Source organism: Streptomyces sp. NPDC107559 (genome assembly GCF_055657365.1).
Genome location: NZ_JBVKBD010000011.1, coordinates 1 through 17,428, shown reverse-complemented (window position 1 = coordinate 17,428; position 17,428 = coordinate 1). Strand labels below are relative to the sequence as shown.

The following is a 17,428-nucleotide window of genomic DNA, read 5'->3' as shown; positions in this document are numbered from 1 at the left end:
ACGGATCGGGAGGAGAGCCCTGATGCACCCTCGAACCAGCTACGACGCCCCCGACAACCTCGACCGGCCTCCGCACTGGGGCGACGACGCGGCGTGCCAGACCAGCGAGACGCCGGACTACTGGTTCGCGGACGGCGACGACGAGGTGGCCGTCGCCGAGCGGAAGGTGGCCAAGCAGGTCTGCGGCCGCTGCCCGGCCCGCCCGCTGTGTCTGCACGACGCCCTGGAGCGCGGCGATACGACCGGCGTCTGGGGCGGCCTCGACGCCGACGAACGAGCCGCCCTGACCCTGCTCCCCACCGCCCGCGACTCCGCCCCCAGCACGGAGGAGGCCCCCGATGCGGCGGCTACGGCCTGAGCGGCCGAAGCCGGGGGTCCTGAACTGGAGCGACCCCGACAGGCACTGGAGACGCAAGGCACTGCCGTGCCGGTACGGGTGCGGCGGCCTGCCCACCCATCTGCGGGACAGCAGCGGAAGCCCAGCACACAAGACCTGCGCCGAGCTGGCGATCGTCCAGCAGATCCAGGAGTACGCGGAGGCGTACGAGAACGAAAGGTTGCACCTGACGTGAACACCCGAAAGCCCCGCAAGCAGGGACAGGACCGCACCGCCTTCGCCGAGCGGCTGCGCGCCGACTACTACGCCGGATCCTCGATCCGGAACCTGGCCGAGCGGACCGGCTACGCGTACGGCACCGTGCGCAACCTGCTGCTCAGCGTCGACACCAGGCTCCGCCAGCGCGGAGGCGGCCGCCCACGGCCGAAGGGGACCGTCCTGTGAGCCCCACCCCGTGGGACCTGCGGACATTGGCCAGCCTCGGTGCCGCGGCGGTCCTCCTCGGGGTGACCGTCGCCTACTGCCAGCACCAGGGCGGTCAGCCGACGACGACCGTCCCGTGCGCGGATACGGCGTACGCCGTCCCGGCCGGGCCGGTCGAGGGCACCAAGTCGTCGACCTCCAGCCGCAAGAGCCCTGACCGGCCGCCGGAGAACGTCCGCAAGGCCGCGCGGCCGCCGTGGTCCGCAGTCGTCCGGCCGAAGGCCAGCAAGCCCCGCAGCAGCCATGCCCACCCGCAGCACGTCGACGTCGACCTGGACGGCTGCTGACCCGCACCCACCTGGAAAGGGACTCCTAGTGAATAGCGCTCCGCCCCCGCGCATGCGGGGACGTACCAAACATCCGCTGTATGAGACGTGGGTCCGGATGATCGCCCGTTGTCACACACCGGATAGCCCCAACTGGCACAACTACGGCGGCCGAGGCATCCAGGTCTGCCAGCGGTGGCGGGATTCCTTCGGGCAGTTCGTTGCCGACCTGCCCGAAAAGCCGTCGCCGCGGCACACCCTGGACCGGATCGACAACGAGGGCAACTACGAGCCCGACAACGTCCGCTGGGCCACCTACCAGCAGCAGAACCGCAATCGGCGCGACAACCGCCCGCTGACCGCCAACGGAAAGACGCTGCTGCTGGAGGAGTGGGCCCAGGTCACCGGCATCCCCAAGAGCACGTTGATGAACCGCATCAACCGCGGCTGGGACGGCGAACGCGTGGTGACCGTCCCGGTGCAGTCCAAGGCCCCGGACAACTCCCTCTTCCCGCCTGGCGGACGCGCGCGCGTCGCCGAGCTGGGTCTCAACCCGTACACGGTGGCCAGCCGCCTGCGCCGTGGATGGTCCTTCGAGGCGGCGATCACTGCACCCGTGGAGAGCCGCCATGCAAGCAAGCGTCGCCGTTAGCGTTCCCATCCCGCCGCGGATGGCCCGGAGGCCCCGAGACCGCCATCGGAGAATCGTTCCCTGGTTCGTCGGCTACGTCGACGGCCAGGCCGACCACCGCGTGGTCCGGCCCGGCGGCATCCGCGATGCCGTCCGCTTCAACCTGTGCTGGCTGTGCGGCGACACCCTCGGCGCCTACCAGACCTTCGTCCTCGGTCCGATGTGCACGATCAACCGGGTCTCGGCCGAGCCGCCCGGGCACAAGGACTGCTCCGAGTACTCGGTGCTGGTGTGCCCGTTCCTGACGCACCCGCACATGCGCCGCCGGGAGAACCTGCCCGAGGGCACGGTCGCCCCGGACGGCACGATGGACCCGCGTAACCCGGGTGCGTGCGCAGTCTGGACGACCCGCTCGTGGTCGAAGATGCCCGGCCTCCAGCTGTTCGGCCTTGGCGAGCCCACTGAGGTCACCTGGTGGCGGGAGGGCCGGCCTGCGGTCTATGGCGAGGCCCTCGACGCGATCTGGTCCGGCCTCGACGTCCTCAAGGCGGAGGCCGACAAGGACCCGCGGCCCCTGCGCGCCCACGCGAGCCTCCTGGAGCAGTACGAGCGGGCGCTGAACTACCTGCCGGGGAACGCCTCATGATGTCTACCCAGGCAGCCGCCCAGCACGTCCACGACACCCTCGCGGCGGCCATCACTGGCGACGCCGACCGCGCGGCCCACCTGGTCGCCACGCTCGGCGTCGACAGCGACGCCAACCGCATCTACGGCATCTGCGTCGCCTTCGCCGAGGCCGGACACCGGGCACTTCAGGTGCTGTATGGCGACAGCGTCCCCGATCCCGCGAACGGTGACCGGTGGATCGTCGAGCAACTCGAGCCGGGCGTCCTCGACTGTGACCCCGCGCGGGCCTTCGCGACCGGGTTCCTCGTGGCTCACTGCAACGGCGACACGGACTCGAAGAAGGCCCGGTTCGAGGAGGCTCTCGTAGCTGGGCCTGAGGTGTTCGTCGGCGGCGTCTGCCGACTCGTCGCCGACGCCGCCAGCCTGGCCCGTACCGCCATGCAGGGAGACACGGCCGGATGAGCAGGCGGCGCACGTGCGGCGTGGGGGCATCCGGTGTCGGCTGTCCCCGCCCGGGTGTGCCGTCGGCCGGTTCAGTCCAGTTCGGCCTTGCGGCGGCTGGTGACGGTGGGCTCGCGCAGCCGGCCGACATTGCGGTCACGCGCGATGCGCCGGATCGTCTCGTAGCTGACGCCTGTGGCGTCCGCGACTTCCCCGGGCTTCATGCCGTCCTCGACGAGGGCCGCCACGACGGCGTCGGCGAAGGCCTCGGCTGCTGGCTCCCGGATGGCCTTGGCGGCCGCCTTGGCCTCTTCCTCAGCCCTCTGTCTGGCGGCGACAGCTTCTTGCAGCCGGGTCACGGCGTCCTCCTTGGGCATGGCCAGATCTTCGCACAACGGTCACTTGGCCTCGCGGAACGTGGGGCTGATCTCCCGCGTGTGATAGCCAACATGCCGTTTGGCCAAAGTGTAATGTTGGCTATGTTGTCATCGAAACGGTGATGACTGCGGATCTGTTCGCATCGATCGAGAGAAGACACCATGAGGAAGCGGAGCGGTCGCCCGCCCCGGTTCGCCCAGGTGCCGAACGAGACTGTCGACGACTCCCCGAACCTGGACCTGACGGCGCTCGGGCTACTGACGGTGTTCCTGCGCCACAAGGACGGCTGGGACATCACGCTGGCCAAGATCGGCGCGAAGTACGGCTACGGCGAGGACGCCATGGCCAACGCCATGGGAATGCTCCAGGTCGCCCGCTACGTGGTGAAGGTCCGGATCATGGGCGCCGGGAACAAGTGGCGCACGGAGATGGCGGTCTTCGCCCCGCCGGCCTGTGACGCCGAGGTCGACGAACTCCTCAAGACGATCCGCGGCGAGGACCCCGACGCACGCCGCGTGGAGGTCATCCCGCCCACCGCCACGGCCATCAAGAGGGTCCAGAAGCGGCGGGAAAAGCTGGCCCAGAAGGGTGCCGCCCCGACTCCGGGAATTCCCGGAGTCGGGAGCGACCTGCGCAATCAGCCCCCACGGGACGCAGAACAGAGCCCCGCAGACGCAAAACCGCAGGTCGTTCCCGACTCGGGGGTTTCCCGGGTCCCGGAAAACCCCCGAGTCTTTAAGAAGACGGTTGGGAAGAAGACGAGAGAACTAGCGCCTTCGGCGCGTAGCGCCAATGCCGCCCGCAGGGCCTCTACCGGTAGTAGCGCGCGCGGGACTCGAGGCGGCTCCGCCGCGACGGAAAAGCCAGCGCCCCCGAGGAAGAAGACCCGGCTGACCCGCCAGGAGACTGCGGCCGTCGCCGTCATCGAGCGCGCAGTGCCCGGGTCGCTGGTGGAGCTGCTGGACGGCAAGGCGCTGCCGCACCCGTTCCGCGTCGCTGCCGCTCGCGAGCTGGAGCACCGCACCGCGCAGCAGCTCGCCGATCGTGTGGCCCGCCGCTGGGTCGCTCACCGCTACCAGAGCGCCTTGCTGGCCGGGAGAGGCATCGCCAACCCCTACGCGGTCCTCCAGGCCCTCGTGCGGGCCGGTGAGTGCCCGGACGCCGGATGTGAGGACGGGTCGATGGTCGACACCGGCCAGCCCTGCCGGGCTTGCGAGGAACGCAAGGCCCGCCGGAGCGACGCATCCGGTGGGCGCGCCTTACCGGCGCAGCGCTCCGCAGCCCCGACGTGGGAGTGCCGGGTGTGCCGCAGCCCGAGATGGCGACGGCGCGAACCCGAGCCCGAGAACCGCGAGTGCGACGACTGCAAGCGGGAGGCCGCCCTGGCCTGCGAGGCCCTTGCCGCCCGCTGGAACACCCCGACCACCGAGGACGTGAACGACCGATGACCAACCGCACCACGGAGCTGGGAAGCGCGCTGCGCGCCCTGGGCGAGCACGGCGAGCACCTGGAGGCGTTCGCAGCGGCGCCCGAGCAGCTCGACGAGATCGGCGAGGGCCTCGACCACGCTCGTCGGCTCCTCGGCGACGTCCGCGCCGAAGTGGCCCCGTCCGGCTGCCGCGTGCACCCGACCGCCCCGCGCGACCCGGCGAACGGCGAGGCCTGCCTGTTCTGCTCGACGAACCGGCGGCGCGGCCACCAGCCCGCCGTCACCGCGGCGGTGCCGCTGGAGCAGATCTGCCAGGCCGTCGCCGAGGCCGGCCACGACGAGGCCGTACGCCGGTACGGGGCCCGCATGGTGGCCCGTGCCCTGCTGCGCTGCCGGTTCGACCCGATGCTGACCGAGGAGTCCGCGTGAGCGCGGACGAGACGCCCCGCGACCAGGCCGTGCGCGCCGTCGCCGACTTCGATCGGGCCGTGCGCGACCCGAACCGGATCGTTGATCCCATGGCCGCGCTGTTCCAGGCGCTGGGTGCGGCTTCCGCCCAGCACGCGCAGGAGGCGCGGGCGGCGCGCATGCGGTGGAGGAACCGGCCCGAGGCGAAGGCCCGCCGGTCGGCCGCCGCGAAGAAGGCCGCCGAGACCCGGGCGGCGAAGAAGGCTGCTGAGCGGGCCGCCTTGGAGGCCGAGGCCGAGCGCGACGCCCGGGTGCCGAGCGTGCACTGCCCGCACTTCGACTTCGTGCCGTGGGGCGGCGGCGAGACGCAATGCGTCCTGGAGCCGGGGCACCGCGGCGAGGACCACGAGGACATCGACGGCCACAGCTGGCCGTCCGACGACTGCACCGAAGAGGACTGTGGAGACGCTTGTGGCTACTGATCCGACCGCCGCGTACCCGCCCCGGATCGTCGAGGACGCCCTGACCCGGGCCATCAACGGCGACGGCCACGGCGGCGGGATGCTCCTCCTCCCGCTCATCGAGGAGTCGCGCTTCTCCTGCTTCGCGCTGTGCGTGATGCTCGCGACGGCCGCCAGGGCCGGGATGCAGCACATGACCGGCATCAGCATGGTCGTCCTCCAGATCGAGGACACCGAGACCGGCCAGCCCGTCGGCCCGGAAGACTTGCCCGCCGACGTGCTGTTCGCCGCCCGCTTCACCGCGGCGCTGGCCAACGAGGACCGCACGTCCGCGAACGACCTGTTCGACGCCCTCGCCGCCGACACGGACACCGAGGCCGGCTTCTGCCGCCTCATCGACGGCGTGCTGGCCCTCTACGGCATGGCCATCGCCACCACCCGCGCGCTCGTCGACGAGCAGCGCAACACCTCCATCCAGGAAGGCAACTGATGCCCCTCGCGCAGGCCACCCGGCCGCTGCTGACACCCACCCGCGACCGGTGCCCGGTCGAGCACGCCGTCGTCGAGAGCATCCTCGACGGCGCCAGCCCCGAGATGTACCTCAACATCTGCTTCCGGCGGCCGGACGGCGGCGCCAACCTGTGGAACGCCTGGACCGAGGGCGGTGAGCAGCTCGGCGACCAGGTCGACAGCCGCGCCCTGGCCGCCGCGCTCGACGCCGCCGACTGGCTGCACATCGGCGACCGGCACAGCACGATCACGCACCGCGGCCGCATCCGCGTCGAGGCGTACCCGCTGCGCCCGGTCCTCGCCGACGTCGCCGCCGGCGAACGCAGCCCCGAGGAGCGGCGCGCCGGACTGCAACGCGTCATCGACTGCGCGGCCGCCCGCACCGGCCAGACCCCGCGCCCCGGCCTGCCCAACTGGCTCGGCTTCGGCCCCACCCTGCGAAACCGAAAGGCCAGCCGATGACCGAAACCCCGAAGTCCGGCGACATCGTGCGCGTGACCTACGCGGCCGTTTGGGCGCCCGAGGACGGCGACCCCCGCATGGTCATCACCGGCAACGACGGCTCCGACCGCTGGCACAACATCGTCCCGGACAACGCCGCCGTCGAGATCCTCCACCGGGCCGCCGATCAGACCGGCAGCGACGAGACGACCGGCCTGTGCCCGCAGAACCGGCGCGGCGACAAGGCCGAACCCCAGCCGCACCACTACCGCCCCGAGGACCTGCGCTGCGTGTTCTGCCACGCGGCCGCGCCCTGGGGCGACCAGGCCGCCCGCGCGCTGCGCACGCCGGACGGCCGCGTGTGGCAGCTCGCCGCCGAGCAGACCGAGGACGGGCACGCCCTCTATGAGGCGCCGTTCGTAGGCTGCCGGTACACCGCCATGGCGCTGGAACAGCTCCACGCCGACCAGGGCGACGTCGTCGTGGTCGCCGAGCTTGCCCCGCCGTACGTCTTCAACGCCCGGTCGGTGAACCGCTCGCCCGGCACGGCGGTGAAGCACATCCCCGGCCAGGACGGCCACACGATCTGCCCTCCCCGGTTCGAGGCGTCCAAGCCGATGACGCAACAGGAGGCCGCCCGCCTGCCGCTGTGCAGCAGCTGCCGCGAGGCGCGGATGGCCGAGACGTACACGCCGAAGCCCGATTGCCCGGGTGCGGCCATCGACCACGACGAGACCGGCATCTGCGCCCACGCATGACCCGCACGACGCAGGCGCCCCTGACCCAAACAGGGGCGCCCGCCCGCCCAGCAAACCAGGAGCCACCCTTGAGCACCAGCGTGGTACTTCGCTGCAACACGGTCCGCGGCTTCTCGAACTGCGCGGCCCAGCTCATCACCGACGGCCAGACCGTCGAGGAAGCCCGCCAGGCCGGCGCCGCCCAGGGCTGGAGACACGTCGCCGGCCGCGACTACTGCGCCGGATGCAGCGGCAGCAAGACCAAGCCGCGCGTCGTTGTCGCCGTCAACGGCGTCGACCTCGCCGCCGACGCCCGGGTCCGCGCGGACCTGCGCCTCCAGACCGCCCACGCGGTCCTGCTGCCGCTCGTCAACGGAGCCACCCCCGGGGACTGGCGGTACGACCCCGAGAAGATGTGGAACGACCCCGGCCTGCACTTCGGCGAGGAGTTCGTGGCGGCCGGGCCGGTCGACCGGCCGGTGTGCGTCGCCGGGACAGGCCCATCGGACGACCCGCAGTCCATGGCTGACGCCGCGTACATCGCGCACGTCGGCCCCGAAGTCGGTCGCGCCATCACCGGTGTGCTCAACGAGGCGTTCGAGACCGTGAACCAGGAGCACGGCCTGGTCGAGACGTCGCTCGCGCGGGCCGCCGTCGACCTCGCCGACGCCATCCTCCGCAGGACGGGGGAGCAGTGACCGGCGAACCACCCCACCAGCCGCAAGCCCCGGACTGGCCCGCCCCGTTGCCCGCCTACACCGAGATGGCCGCACAACCGGCCGTGCCGCCCGCCGCGACGTGCACACTACGTCGCCCCGCACGAAGGAGCCGCCCGTGAACCCGCTGACCCTGACGGTCGTCCTCGCCTCGATCACCGCCGCCGCCCTGGCCCTGCTCGGCTGGCGTCGCGCGGTCCGCACCTGGCGGGGGTGGGCCTGGTGACCCGCACCAGCATGGTCCTCTGCGTCGTCTTCGGCCTCGCGTTCGTGTTCTCCGTGTCGATGGGCGGCCAGGCCATCGGTGAAACCCGCTGGCTGCACGCTGCCGCCGCGTACGGCGTCGCCGCCCTGTGCCTCACCGGCCTGGTCCGCGAAGTCGGCCGCGCCATCCCGTCCGACGACGACGGCACCCTCCAGCCGTGCCAGAGCGCCGGACTCCTCGGCCGGATCCGAGCCGCCCGCCAGGCCCGCCGCGTCACCCGCCAGATGCCGTGCGACTGCAACCGCTTCTGGTCGACCGCCGGCACACAGCACGACGCCTGGTGTCCGCAGTACCAGCAGAGCGCCGCATGAACGCCCCGCCCGTCGTCCACGAGATGCCGCCCCCAGGCAGCCAGTACACGTCCTGCTGCCTGATGGTGCCCGCCGAGCTGCCGGTCGCCGACGTGTTCACCCGCGACACCGGCTGGGTCACCTGCACCGTCCGGTCCACGGCCGAGCTGCCCGTCGCCACCGACCGAGGCGAGTCCCCGTTCGGCTGGTCCGCCTGGCCCGGGCGGCCAGACCACCGGCCGCCCTCCCCCCCACCACGTCGGAAGGCTCCTGTGACCGACCACCGCTCCACCCCTGAACAGGCCGAGGTCGTCGGCCGCCACCTGGCCCGCGCTGCCGACCTCTTCCGGCAGCTCGCCGAAGCTCTCCGTCCGCTGGCCCGCCGGATGGCCAAGACCCTGTCTGCCGTGACGGACTCCCTGAGCCGCCTGCGGACGGCCGCCCCGCTCGCTGCGGCCGCCACCGGGCGACCGGCCTGGATGAGCCCGTACGGCCCGCCCATCAGCCGACACCGCCGCCGCTGACCCGCCCCACACCGAAGGACCGCACCATGCAGCACCACCCCACCCCGATCCTGATCGAGCAATGGGAGGGCTACGAACTCGCGCGCGACGACAAGCACAGCTTCGTGTGGATCTGGCAGGGCTCCAACATCCGCCTGATCGCCATCCCGCACGGTCCCGACGGCGCCTGGGGCTACGACTGGTCCTGGTGTTTCCCCCGCGACCCGGACCTCGTGCGGGAGGCCGTCGCCGAGTGGAACGCGGACACCCAGGACGAGCCGGGCGGCTGGCACAAGCGGCCCACCAGCACAGTTCGCCGGGCCCCGCGCCGTGACGAGGAAGCCGACTACAACCGGCCCCGCTGCGTCCACGGCTGCTACCTCCACGAGGGCTGCCGGACCGTCAACTGTCCCGAGACCCTCGAAGCCAGGGAGCGGGCTCGGAATGCCGCCCGGGAAGGGACCGGCGCATGAAGCCTGTCGACATCCTTCCCGCTGTCCTCGGCATCGAGGGCGGGATGCTGCCGCCCTACTCGGCCGAGGACGCCGTCTGCGCCAAGTGCCAGTACCGCGAGGCGTTCACCTGGTACCGGCCAGCCATCGTCCGCACCGTCCGGGTCGCGGACTGGAACGGTGCCTCGGCCCGGCGCGGCCCGCTCCCGCAGCGCCTGGAGCGCCAGTGCGGCCGCTGCACCTTCAGCTGGGACGAGGCCCTCGTCACCAGCCAGCCCGGCATGACGGTCGACGCCCTCGTGTACGCCCTGGACAACTCCACCCCGTACCCGGTCGAACTCGGCCGCGCAGTGCTGGAGTACATGGCCTTCAAGCTGCTGGCCAACCTCCAGGTCACCGCCCGCCCAGAGAGCCCCATGTGGCAGTGCAGCGACGGCCGGCCCCCCACCACCGCCCCCGAGCCCGACGACCCTGCTGTGAAGGAGCCGACCCGATGATCCTCGAACAGCTCGCACAGATGGAGACCGTCTCCAAGCGGTTCCGCGTCTCGCCCGAGCAGCTCGCCAACCTCGGCGCCGAACCGGCCAGCGAAGAGATCACGATCACCTGGCAGCAGGTCACCGGCCGACTGCCGAGCCTCCTCGTCACCGCCCCGTCCGGCGCCGACGGCTGGGCCGTACCCATCCCGCAGCGGCCCGACTGGCTCATGGCTCTGATCCTGAAGGCGGCCCCCGGATGGTGGCTGAAGTGACCGACCACCGCACGCTGCTCAGCCTTCTCGGCGAGTGGGTCACCGTCACCCGCCCCGGAGCCCCGCACCAGGTCTGGCACGGCCAGCTCGCCGGCCTCATGGGCTGCCCGTCGATCGTCCTCCAGATACCCGGAGGGGGCACCGAGGTGCTCCCGCAGAGCTTCGACGTCCACGCTGCCGCCCCGGCCGCCGGAGGCCCGCGCCCCGACGTCGACACCGACGCACGGTCCTTCGCCGCCCTCCGCGACTCCGGCCTGCTGTGGCTGATCAACCGGGTCGCGCTCCACCCCCGCGGCCTCGCCCTCCATCTCGACGAGCACGGCCAGGCGTACGGATGGAGCCTCCTGCACAACGCGGACGGCGAGCCCTGGCAGGTCGACTTGGCCACCGACGCCGACGGCTACCAGCGGGCCGAGGACACGATCGCCGAGGCCCTCAAGGACTGCGTGGCCCCCGTGACAGCCGTCGGGTGCTGCGTGTGCGGCGGCGGCCCCGTCACGTACGAGAACTTCCGGGGCCAGCCCTTCTGCAACAGGTGCGCCGACTGCGAATGCGGCCAGGACGTGTGCATCCGGATGCGTCCGGATGGACGTCCGGGCACCGGCGATCAGAATCCGGACGCACCCGCCCGCCCGTCCTCGGCACCACCACGACCAGGGCGGAGACCATCCGGACACAGCATCCGGACGTCCGGACACCACAGAGCGGCAGCCGTGCGAAGACACCTGCTGCCCCGGCCCCCGAGACCCCGAAGCCAGGACTCGCGCCGAGGCCCGCGAGCACATCGCCGCAGTGATGGAGCTGCCCCTCGACCTCCTCGCACCCCCGCGCTGCTCGTGCGGCCAGACCACCCCGGGCATCGGCACCGCACCCGACGGCGCCCACTTCCACATGAGCCCCGAAGAACACGACCGCCAGCTCCGCGAACAGTGCGAGGCACCGGCCCTCGCCTCCTGGAGCCAGTGCTGGGACCGTGCCGAAGCCCTCCGGGCCGACCTCCAGCGAGCCGCCGCCTACGACGCCCTACGCTCGCGCTTCCTCGCCACCAGGGCCTACGTCCTCCAGCAGCAGCGCACCGGATCCTTCCTTCGCGGCGGTGACAGCCGTCGCCGCATCCTCGACAGCTTCGCCGTCTGGCAAGTACCCGCTCCGCTCAAGCTCGCCAGCCTCAGCCCTGCGGAGGACTCATGAGCGTCCCCCGCTTCCTGGACTGCGTCACCGGACCCTGGCCCGACACCCCCTGCAAGCACGACCCCGACCTGTTCGTCGCCACCAGCCGGCTCACCCCGCTCAAGGGCCCCGCCGCCGAGGCGAAAGCCTTGTGCGCTGGCTGCCCCGTCCGTGAACCTTGTGCGGACTTCGCCATCGACAACGGCTACCAGGACGGCATCTGGGGCGGCCTCACCGCCAGCGAACGCGACACCCGCGCGAAGGAGCGCATCGCAGCCCAGCCGCCACGGCCGGAATAGAGGCAGAGCCGAGGCGGGGTAGATGCACGCCACGTCCATCTACCCGGCCCGGTCACCACCCCCCGAAGGGCTGCGGAGTACCTCGAGCAGACCCCCGGCTACACGAGATCTTCACATGCTGCATGATGTGGTCACGCACAACATCCCAGGGGGGATCATGACCGCACAGCTCACTGACCAGCAGCAACAGCGTCGCCGCAGCCTGAACAAGAAGATTCTGATCGGCGCCTTCGGGCTGGTCGTCATCGTCGGCATCGCCTCCGCCGGGGGCGGCGACGACTCCGGCGACAGCAAGCCCAAGGCCGCCGCGACCGCCAAGGCGAAGACCACCGCGGCCGCCAAACCGAAGACCGCACCCAGCGCCGAGCCCACCGTCGACTGGGACGCCATCAACAAGGCCAGCGGCATCCCGCCCGAGCCGACCGGCGCCAAGCGCACCCAGCTCCTCAAGGCGCTCGCCGAGGTCAACCCGGGCATCGCCAAGTACGACGAGAAGGCCGTCAGCGCCGCGCGCAACCAGTGCAGCGCCATCAACAACGGCGCCGGAAAGCTCGACTGGTCTGCCTCGCAGCGCTTCAGCTACAAGGACGTCACGACCACCGAAGCCCAAGGGAAGCAGATCAACGCCACCCTCAAGCGCATCGGCTTCTGCAAGGTCTGACATCTAGGGTCCGGACGCCGCCGGTCCACGGTCGGAGCCGAGGCCTCGCCGCTGCGCCCCGCCGCACCGTTACCGGCCGGCGCCGCCGCCCGCTCCGCCAGCCGGTGAACACGACAGAGCCCCGACCGCCGCCACGGCGACCGGGGCCCTGCTCACCACCACACCCCAGAGGTCAGTAGTCCAGGCGCTCCACCTCGGACACCCGAGCCTTCACGACGTCCGTCATCTTGCCGTTGGTGATCTCTACATTGAGCGGCGCCGCGTCACCCTTGGACGTCTTGCCCGGGCCCAGCTTGTCCGCCGTGATCCCCGTGGTCCCCAGCACGTCCCCGTCCCGGTCCATGAACTCAAGTTGAGCGAAGAAGTTGCCAGGCTTGGCGCCCGTGTTGGTCAGCTCCCAGTGGACGACGTACGAGTGCGGCCCCCACGTCGCGTGGTCCTCCCACCCCTGCTTGACCAACTTCACGGCGGCCGGGGCCGTCTCCTTCTTCGGCGCCGCGGCCGCCGCAGCGCCCCCCTTGTTGCTGTCGCCGGCCGTGTCGGTGCTCCCCGAGCACCCCACCGCGAGCAGCGCCACCAGCGTCGCCCCAACTGCCAGCCCGATCCTGCGCATCCCCGTTGACCTTTCGTTTACGTTCAGCGGAGGGCCGACCGTAGCGGGCACCTCGGACACCTCGCCACAAAAGGTCACCCCCAAGGGCGGCGCTCGACCACCAGACCGGATCTGCGCCCCCGCGGCCTGCCCTCCTCTCCTCAGGGCCGGGCCGCTGCGCCGTCACTCGGCGGCGCTGCCGCCCGCCCCCGGATTGTCGTAGCTGCGCCGTGCCATGCGTGACGCATCGAACCACCACCATCCCGAGGGTGAATCCCAAGGGCGCGGCCACAGCAGCAAGCCGTAAGCCAGTCGGCCAGTCGGGGAGACGTAGCTCGCGCGCGCCACTCCCCGGTACGGCTGGCCGCCGACCCACAGGTCCACGCGCACCACCTCGTGCGGCGCGTAGTGGCGCACCGTGTCCGCCCCGCTGGGCTCCGGGGCGGCCTCCGCATCCCGTCGCCTATCACTCATATGTTCGAATGTAGAGGGGAGTCCGCAACCTGGCGACCCGCGCGCAGGTGTGCTGTCTCATCGAAGACTGATCGTGTCTCACTCAAAGTTGAGCGGTATCGCGCACTATGAGCGTTGCGCTGCATACGCCCGGCACGGCGTACGCACTGACTGCTCTTACAGACGTGGGGCGAACGATGGCGAGCGGGTGGCTGGGGTGGGACTGGGGAGCCGTGCCGGCATGGGTTGGCACGGTTCTCACTGGCGGATCAGCCTTGATCGCTGCCTTGGCCTACCGGCGCAGCGTCCTGGACAAGGAGCGCGAGCAGGCCAGCAAGGTGGCTGCTTGGACGAGTATCAGTTATGAGCCTCATGACGGGGAGACGCGTCTTCAGAGGACGCGCCGCCTCCATGTCCGCAACTCCAGCGAAGCCCCGATCTGCGAGGTCACAGCCTGGGCGGGGTCGAACGAAAAGGAGAGACTTCCCGAGCTGCAAGCGCATGGTGCAGCCACCTTCGACCTTCCCATCAAGCCTGGTGCAGGAGCTGCGGTTCACGAGACCAAGGTCCGCCTCGACTATTGGGTTGTTGGCATGAGAGTGCACACGGTGTCCGAGGCCGTCGCAGAAGAACCGACCCGACTGGAATTCCGCGATGCGCTGGGAAGGTGGTGGGAGCGCGATCGGGAGGGCAAACTCAAGCGACTCCAAGTCCACACCGTGACAGGCGCTACCTGGACCACATCGACACCCTGGCGTCGGGGGAGGGGCTGATGCACGTCCGCGCTGGCTAAGGCGTCGCCAAAGAACGCTCCGCCTGCCCGCTCTCCGGTGCCGCACCCGCCTGCCTGCCTGCACTGCTGGCGCCAGGAACATCGGCGACCGCCAAGACCAGCGCGGCCACCACCTCGTCCCGCGCCGCACCTTGCAGATCGCTGTTCCTCAGCAACCGCTCGGCCGCCAGGTACCGCGAGAACGCGAGAGGCTGATCGAAGTAGGCCCGCAGATGCGATGACGCTGCCTCCTGCGACTTCATGAACGTCCGCCCCACATACCCAGCGAGAGCGGCCGACACCGCCCCAAGCCCCCCGGCCACCACCGCACCCGCCGTCGTGCTCGCCCGCACCGCGACACTCACGAACGCGACCAGCAGCAGAAATCCCAGCCACATGGCAAGTTGCGCGCTCCGAAACGACCGCCGCGCCTGCCCCAGTACCGTCTCGTGATAGTGGTCAAGCCGCGAGTGGGTGACCTTCCACAACTCCGGCAACACCAGCGCCGCTTCCGCAGACTCAGGTACCCGCTGATGCGGAACCTCTGGCCGGTCACCCTCGCGCGCCCGCAACGCCTCCTCAAGCTCATGCTCGGCAGCCAGAACCCGCCGTCGGGACTCCGAATCTCCAGCGGGGCGCCTATCAAACAAGCCAACTACAAACAGGACCAAGACCGTGAGGGCAGGTACGAGAGTCGAGGCTGAAACCTCGTCCATATGCGTGAAGTAAAGGAACACCGCAACGGCCATAACGCACGACAAGCCGGTGAGCGAGGGGACCCACCAGGTACTCCGGATGAGCCCATCAGGCTCACGTCTGGGAGGCTGACTGTCAGGAGACTCCGGCATGACCCCACATCCTGCCCCAACTGGCGCAAGCGGGATACCGATTCGATCGACATCCTCTCTCTGTATGAGAGGGCTAGGCGCTGTCCGGGCGATCACGCGTCCCGCTAGGGCGTGTCGTCAAATGATCTTGAGTGGTAGATCATGGTGTGGTGATTCGTCGTCATGAACTTTCCGATGCAGAGTGGGAGTTCGTCCGCCCGTTGCTGCCACTGTCGTTGCGGGGTCGGAAGCGAGTGGACGACCGGAGGGTTCTCAACGGAATTGTGTGGAAGTTCCGAACGGGTTCGGCGTGGCGGTACGTGCCCGATCGGTACGGGCCGTGGGCGACGCTCCACACCCGTTTCCGCCGGTGGGCGAAGGGCGGTACGTTCGCGAGGATGCTCCAGGCCGCGCAGGCCAGGGCGGACGCGGTCGGGGGCGTCGACTGGCTGGTGTCGGTCGACTCCACGGTCGTGAGGGCTCACCAGCACGCCGCCGGGGCCCGAAAAGGGGGGTCCTCGGCCCCGCGCTCGGACGGTCCAGGGGTGGGCTGACCACCAAGATCCACCTTGCATGTGACGCTCTCGGCCGGCCGCTGGGTTTCGTCCTGACCGGCGGGAACGTCAACGACTGCACCCGTTTCGCTGAGGTGATGGAGACGATACGGGTGCCCCGCATCGGCCCCGGGCGACCCCGCACCAGGCCGGTTCACGTCCTCGGCGATAAGGGCTACAGCTCCCGGGCGATCCGCACCTGGCTGCGGCGTCGGGGCATAGCCCACACCATCCCCGAACGTGCTGACCAGGTACGAAACCGGGCCCGGCGCGGCAGCCGCGGCGGCCGGCCACCGGCCTTCGACCGTGAGCTCTACAAGCGGCGCAACGTGGTGGAACGCTGCTTCAACCGGTTGAAGCAGTGGCGGGGCATCGCCACCCGCTACGAGAAGACCGCCGAGTCCTACCGGGCTGCTGTCACCCTCGCATCGCTCTTGATGTGGGTGTGATGTCCCTCGAGGACTGTCGGCTCATTCACGGACCGTGAAGTTCGGTCTCCCAAGCCTGGAACGGCGGCTCGACTTCGTACGTCGGGTCGCAAGAGCGGCGAATCCACTGTGCGGCACGGTACTGCGCGTACCCGTCGTTCAGCACCTCGCCGTCCGCGCCGACTTCCAGCACATTGCTATAGATCACGAAGACCTGCTCCAACGACGAACCGAACTGGAAGAGAGCCGGTCGGTAGTCAAAACCGTCGAGCAGGTCAACGTCAATGGTGCCGTTGGCCAAGTAGAAGGCGAAGAACCGAAGCGAAGCACGCACGTCGATAGGAAGATGTCCCACCAGCACATCATGCCTGCTGTCCACATCGCCCAGGCAAGATCTTTTGACGACAGCGCCTAGGGTGACTCGGTCGAGGGCTGCGTTCTACGCCTTCGTCGAGGCCCGGCACGGGCGTGTCCCCGCGCCCCGCTCGCGGGCCACAGCCGGCCAAGAGCCGGCGCCCATTTCCTCGGCAACCTGCCGGGCACCGGCAGGCGGAACCGATCGTCGCGCGGCGCCCAGGCCGTTTTCGGACGAGGTGAGCTCCGTGGGCCGTCACTGGACGGCAGTGGCCCGTGGATTGACCTCACAGCGAGCGATCTCGTCCACGGGTCCCGCGGTGGCAACGGCCACCCGGACCTTCGCCTTGCTCTTCGCAGGCACCGACACCTGGTCGTAGGTCTTGAACATGGTGAAGCCGTCTGCGTTCTTGTAGCTGATTCTCACGGCGAAGAGACCCTGGCGCCCGTTCGGATTCCGGACCGCGACGGTCACGTACGGGTCGTCCTCGTCCGCGCAGTGCGTGAGCACGGCGGTGCCGTCCTTCAGAGGCCGGGCAGCAGCGACGGAGGGGGACGCCGTGGGGGTGGAAGGGGCGGTCGGCCGCGAACTCTGCTTGCCGCCGCTTTCACCGGTACTCGACGCGGAGTCGGCACTGGGGGCGCCGACCGCGCTGCCAGACCTTGCCGTTGACGCAGGCTGCTGAGTGGACTTCGCTTTGTCCGACTTCGTAGCGCCGCATCCAGACAAAACTATGACTGCCGCCAAAACCACTCCGGCGGTCATGTGCACCCGCTTGATCACGTCACTCTTTCCAAGAACCGAGCCGCAGGATCGATTCCAGGACGGCTGCGCTGGTCAGCGCGTGCAGAGGCTACCAGCGGGCGGAGATCGGGAACCGGCCGCCGTGAGGCGATAACGTGATCACCATGTCTCGGCCCACGGCTCGGCCCACAGGCAGACCGTGCTGCTGGTCTCGTTGCTCGCGCTCGGCTTGGACACGCTCGCCCCCTAACCGGCACATGATCGGCCGGACAAGTCCTAGTACTCCAGCAGCGCTTCGCTATCTGGCCTGGTCAGAGGCGTCGTCGGGAGTGTAGTTGGCGGAGAGCGGGGCGGGGCGGTCTTGCCGGACCGCCCCTCCAACGAGTGGCCTCGAGAACTGTCTGAGCGGTGATCCGGGCAGCCTCTCCGCGTGATCGACGACCTTGC

At 70.3% G+C, this 17,428-nt stretch carries 28 protein-coding genes and 1 pseudogene; 23 read left to right on the top strand and 6 right to left on the bottom strand.

Annotated elements, in window-relative coordinates:
- Positions 1-22: 22 nt before the first annotated feature.
- The 7 genes from ACZ7OY_RS28615 (at position 23) to ACZ7OY_RS28585 (ending at position 2,806) form a co-directional block, all read left to right on the top strand.
- Positions 23-358 (top strand): WhiB family transcriptional regulator, encoded by a 336-nt coding sequence (locus tag ACZ7OY_RS28615; protein ID WP_471914042.1) that lies wholly within the window; start codon positions 23-25, stop codon positions 356-358.
- Positions 339-572, top strand: coding sequence for a hypothetical protein (locus tag ACZ7OY_RS28610; RefSeq protein WP_471914041.1), 234 nt, complete (start codon positions 339-341; stop codon positions 570-572). Before ACZ7OY_RS28615 ends, ACZ7OY_RS28610 begins: the two co-directional genes overlap by 20 nt.
- Positions 569-781, top strand: coding sequence for a helix-turn-helix domain-containing protein (locus tag ACZ7OY_RS28605; RefSeq protein WP_471914040.1), 213 nt, complete (start codon positions 569-571; stop codon positions 779-781). Before ACZ7OY_RS28610 ends, ACZ7OY_RS28605 begins: the two co-directional genes overlap by 4 nt.
- Positions 778-1,107 carry a hypothetical protein gene (locus tag ACZ7OY_RS28600; protein ID WP_471914039.1) on the top strand — a complete coding sequence of 110 codons (330 nt, stop codon included), beginning with the start codon at positions 778-780 and terminating at the stop codon, positions 1,105-1,107. The genes ACZ7OY_RS28605 and ACZ7OY_RS28600 overlap by 4 nt, the downstream gene beginning before the upstream one ends.
- Positions 1,108-1,204: 97 nt before the next feature.
- The gene (locus ACZ7OY_RS28595; protein ID WP_471914038.1) at positions 1,205-1,738 is read left to right on the top strand and encodes a hypothetical protein; all 534 of its coding nucleotides are present in this window, start codon (positions 1,205-1,207) and stop codon (positions 1,736-1,738) included.
- A gap of 19 nt (positions 1,739-1,757) precedes the next feature.
- Positions 1,758-2,363 (top strand): hypothetical protein, encoded by a 606-nt coding sequence (locus ACZ7OY_RS28590; RefSeq protein ID WP_471914037.1) that lies wholly within the window; start codon positions 1,758-1,760, stop codon positions 2,361-2,363.
- Entirely contained in the window at positions 2,360-2,806 is a 447-nt protein-coding gene (locus ACZ7OY_RS28585; RefSeq protein ID WP_471914036.1) for a hypothetical protein, read from the top strand. Before ACZ7OY_RS28590 ends, ACZ7OY_RS28585 begins: the two co-directional genes overlap by 4 nt.
- A gap of 71 nt (positions 2,807-2,877) precedes the next feature.
- Here the strand turns inward: ACZ7OY_RS28585 and ACZ7OY_RS28580 are convergent, their stop codons facing one another.
- Positions 2,878-3,162 (bottom strand): hypothetical protein, encoded by a 285-nt coding sequence (locus ACZ7OY_RS28580; protein WP_471914035.1) that lies wholly within the window; start codon positions 3,160-3,162, stop codon positions 2,878-2,880.
- A gap of 162 nt (positions 3,163-3,324) precedes the next feature.
- Between ACZ7OY_RS28580 and ACZ7OY_RS28575 the strand changes: the two genes are divergently transcribed.
- From ACZ7OY_RS28575 to ACZ7OY_RS28505, 15 genes are all read left to right on the top strand, one after another.
- Positions 3,325-4,611, top strand: a complete 1,287-nt coding sequence (locus tag ACZ7OY_RS28575; protein WP_471914034.1) for a hypothetical protein — start codon at positions 3,325-3,327, stop codon at positions 4,609-4,611.
- On the top strand, positions 4,608-5,021 hold the full coding sequence (locus ACZ7OY_RS28570) for a hypothetical protein (protein WP_471914033.1): 414 nt from the start codon (positions 4,608-4,610) through the stop codon (positions 5,019-5,021). Before ACZ7OY_RS28575 ends, ACZ7OY_RS28570 begins: the two co-directional genes overlap by 4 nt.
- Entirely contained in the window at positions 5,018-5,482 is a 465-nt protein-coding gene (locus tag ACZ7OY_RS28565) for a hypothetical protein (RefSeq protein WP_471914032.1), read from the top strand. Before ACZ7OY_RS28570 ends, ACZ7OY_RS28565 begins: the two co-directional genes overlap by 4 nt.
- On the top strand, positions 5,472-5,951 hold the full coding sequence (locus tag ACZ7OY_RS28560; RefSeq protein WP_471914031.1) for a hypothetical protein: 480 nt from the start codon (positions 5,472-5,474) through the stop codon (positions 5,949-5,951). The genes ACZ7OY_RS28565 and ACZ7OY_RS28560 overlap by 11 nt, the downstream gene beginning before the upstream one ends.
- A complete protein-coding gene (locus ACZ7OY_RS28555) occupies positions 5,951-6,433 on the top strand; it encodes a hypothetical protein (protein WP_471914030.1) in 483 nt (160 codons plus the stop codon). Before ACZ7OY_RS28560 ends, ACZ7OY_RS28555 begins: the two co-directional genes overlap by 1 nt.
- On the top strand, positions 6,430-7,170 hold the full coding sequence (locus ACZ7OY_RS28550) for a hypothetical protein (protein ID WP_471914029.1): 741 nt from the start codon (positions 6,430-6,432) through the stop codon (positions 7,168-7,170). The genes ACZ7OY_RS28555 and ACZ7OY_RS28550 overlap by 4 nt, the downstream gene beginning before the upstream one ends.
- Positions 7,171-7,238: 68 nt before the next feature.
- Positions 7,239-7,847: a hypothetical protein gene (locus ACZ7OY_RS28545; protein WP_471914028.1), complete on the top strand. Its 609-nt coding sequence runs from the start codon at positions 7,239-7,241 to the stop codon at positions 7,845-7,847.
- A 240-nt stretch (positions 7,848-8,087) separates the two neighbouring features.
- The gene (locus ACZ7OY_RS28540) at positions 8,088-8,441 is read left to right on the top strand and encodes a hypothetical protein (protein WP_471914027.1); all 354 of its coding nucleotides are present in this window, start codon (positions 8,088-8,090) and stop codon (positions 8,439-8,441) included.
- Entirely contained in the window at positions 8,438-8,944 is a 507-nt protein-coding gene (locus ACZ7OY_RS28535; RefSeq protein WP_471914026.1) for a hypothetical protein, read from the top strand. The genes ACZ7OY_RS28540 and ACZ7OY_RS28535 overlap by 4 nt, the downstream gene beginning before the upstream one ends.
- 26 nt (positions 8,945-8,970) lie before the next feature.
- Entirely contained in the window at positions 8,971-9,396 is a 426-nt protein-coding gene (locus ACZ7OY_RS28530) for a hypothetical protein (RefSeq protein ID WP_471914025.1), read from the top strand.
- Positions 9,393-9,872, top strand: coding sequence for a hypothetical protein (locus ACZ7OY_RS28525; protein WP_471914024.1), 480 nt, complete (start codon positions 9,393-9,395; stop codon positions 9,870-9,872). The genes ACZ7OY_RS28530 and ACZ7OY_RS28525 overlap by 4 nt, the downstream gene beginning before the upstream one ends.
- Positions 9,869-10,126 (top strand): hypothetical protein, encoded by a 258-nt coding sequence (locus ACZ7OY_RS28520; RefSeq protein WP_471914023.1) that lies wholly within the window; start codon positions 9,869-9,871, stop codon positions 10,124-10,126. The genes ACZ7OY_RS28525 and ACZ7OY_RS28520 overlap by 4 nt, the downstream gene beginning before the upstream one ends.
- Positions 10,127-10,921: 795 nt before the next feature.
- A complete protein-coding gene (locus tag ACZ7OY_RS28515; RefSeq protein WP_471914022.1) occupies positions 10,922-11,317 on the top strand; it encodes a hypothetical protein in 396 nt (131 codons plus the stop codon).
- A complete protein-coding gene (locus ACZ7OY_RS28510; RefSeq protein WP_471914021.1) occupies positions 11,314-11,595 on the top strand; it encodes a WhiB family transcriptional regulator in 282 nt (93 codons plus the stop codon). The genes ACZ7OY_RS28515 and ACZ7OY_RS28510 overlap by 4 nt, the downstream gene beginning before the upstream one ends.
- Positions 11,596-11,752: 157 nt before the next feature.
- A complete protein-coding gene (locus ACZ7OY_RS28505; RefSeq protein WP_471914020.1) occupies positions 11,753-12,256 on the top strand; it encodes a hypothetical protein in 504 nt (167 codons plus the stop codon).
- Between the two features lie 172 nt (positions 12,257-12,428).
- Here ACZ7OY_RS28505 and ACZ7OY_RS28500 read toward each other — a convergent pair whose 3' ends face one another.
- From ACZ7OY_RS28500 to ACZ7OY_RS28490, 3 genes are all read right to left on the bottom strand, one after another.
- Positions 12,429-12,869, bottom strand: a complete 441-nt coding sequence (locus ACZ7OY_RS28500; RefSeq protein ID WP_471914019.1) for a hypothetical protein — start codon at positions 12,867-12,869, stop codon at positions 12,429-12,431.
- Positions 12,870-13,031: 162 nt separating this feature from the next.
- Positions 13,032-13,322, bottom strand: coding sequence for a hypothetical protein (locus ACZ7OY_RS28495; protein ID WP_471914018.1), 291 nt, complete (start codon positions 13,320-13,322; stop codon positions 13,032-13,034).
- 768 nt (positions 13,323-14,090) lie between these two features.
- The gene (locus ACZ7OY_RS28490; protein WP_471914017.1) at positions 14,091-14,810 is read right to left on the bottom strand and encodes a hypothetical protein; all 720 of its coding nucleotides are present in this window, start codon (positions 14,808-14,810) and stop codon (positions 14,091-14,093) included.
- Positions 14,811-15,073: 263 nt separating this feature from the next.
- Here ACZ7OY_RS28490 and ACZ7OY_RS28485 point away from each other — a divergent pair.
- A pseudogene (locus tag ACZ7OY_RS28485) lies at positions 15,074-15,903 on the top strand (IS5 family transposase).
- A 25-nt stretch (positions 15,904-15,928) separates the two neighbouring features.
- On the opposite strand, the gene ACZ7OY_RS28480 reads toward ACZ7OY_RS28485, so the two are convergent.
- Both ACZ7OY_RS28480 and ACZ7OY_RS28475 read right to left on the bottom strand, forming a co-directional pair.
- A complete protein-coding gene (locus ACZ7OY_RS28480) occupies positions 15,929-16,261 on the bottom strand; it encodes a DUF7677 family protein (RefSeq protein WP_471914016.1) in 333 nt (110 codons plus the stop codon).
- Between the two features lie 231 nt (positions 16,262-16,492).
- Positions 16,493-16,747 carry a hypothetical protein gene (locus ACZ7OY_RS28475; RefSeq protein ID WP_471914015.1) on the bottom strand — a complete coding sequence of 85 codons (255 nt, stop codon included), beginning with the start codon at positions 16,745-16,747 and terminating at the stop codon, positions 16,493-16,495.
- Positions 16,748-17,428 lie beyond the last annotated feature (681 nt).

Bases quoted from the DNA above. Each gene is read 5' to 3' on its own strand.
- ACZ7OY_RS28515 (WP_471914022.1), top strand. From the start codon at position 10,922: ATGGAGCTGCCCCTCGACCTCCTCGCACCCCCGCGCTGCTCGTGCGGC.
- ACZ7OY_RS28500 (WP_471914019.1), bottom strand. From the start codon at position 12,869: ATGCGCAGGATCGGGCTGGCAGTTGGGGCGACGCTGGTGGCGCTGCTC.
- ACZ7OY_RS28590 (WP_471914037.1), top strand. From the start codon at position 1,758: ATGGCCCGGAGGCCCCGAGACCGCCATCGGAGAATCGTTCCCTGGTTC.
- ACZ7OY_RS28535 (WP_471914026.1), top strand. From the start codon at position 8,438: ATGAACGCCCCGCCCGTCGTCCACGAGATGCCGCCCCCAGGCAGCCAG.
- ACZ7OY_RS28585 (WP_471914036.1), top strand. From the start codon at position 2,360: ATGATGTCTACCCAGGCAGCCGCCCAGCACGTCCACGACACCCTCGCG.
- ACZ7OY_RS28580 (WP_471914035.1), bottom strand. From the start codon at position 3,162: ATGCCCAAGGAGGACGCCGTGACCCGGCTGCAAGAAGCTGTCGCCGCC.
- ACZ7OY_RS28570 (WP_471914033.1), top strand. From the start codon at position 4,608: ATGACCAACCGCACCACGGAGCTGGGAAGCGCGCTGCGCGCCCTGGGC.
- ACZ7OY_RS28525 (WP_471914024.1), top strand. From the start codon at position 9,393: ATGAAGCCTGTCGACATCCTTCCCGCTGTCCTCGGCATCGAGGGCGGG.
- ACZ7OY_RS28530 (WP_471914025.1), top strand. From the start codon at position 8,971: ATGCAGCACCACCCCACCCCGATCCTGATCGAGCAATGGGAGGGCTAC.
- ACZ7OY_RS28610 (WP_471914041.1), top strand. From the start codon at position 339: ATGCGGCGGCTACGGCCTGAGCGGCCGAAGCCGGGGGTCCTGAACTGG.
- ACZ7OY_RS28595 (WP_471914038.1), top strand. From the start codon at position 1,205: ATGATCGCCCGTTGTCACACACCGGATAGCCCCAACTGGCACAACTAC.
- ACZ7OY_RS28615 (WP_471914042.1), top strand. From the start codon at position 23: ATGCACCCTCGAACCAGCTACGACGCCCCCGACAACCTCGACCGGCCT.
- ACZ7OY_RS28550 (WP_471914029.1), top strand. From the start codon at position 6,430: ATGACCGAAACCCCGAAGTCCGGCGACATCGTGCGCGTGACCTACGCG.
- ACZ7OY_RS28555 (WP_471914030.1), top strand. From the start codon at position 5,951: ATGCCCCTCGCGCAGGCCACCCGGCCGCTGCTGACACCCACCCGCGAC.
- ACZ7OY_RS28495 (WP_471914018.1), bottom strand. From the start codon at position 13,322: ATGAGTGATAGGCGACGGGATGCGGAGGCCGCCCCGGAGCCCAGCGGG.
- ACZ7OY_RS28510 (WP_471914021.1), top strand. From the start codon at position 11,314: ATGAGCGTCCCCCGCTTCCTGGACTGCGTCACCGGACCCTGGCCCGAC.
- ACZ7OY_RS28575 (WP_471914034.1), top strand. From the start codon at position 3,325: ATGAGGAAGCGGAGCGGTCGCCCGCCCCGGTTCGCCCAGGTGCCGAAC.
- ACZ7OY_RS28520 (WP_471914023.1), top strand. From the start codon at position 9,869: ATGATCCTCGAACAGCTCGCACAGATGGAGACCGTCTCCAAGCGGTTC.
- ACZ7OY_RS28505 (WP_471914020.1), top strand. From the start codon at position 11,753: ATGACCGCACAGCTCACTGACCAGCAGCAACAGCGTCGCCGCAGCCTG.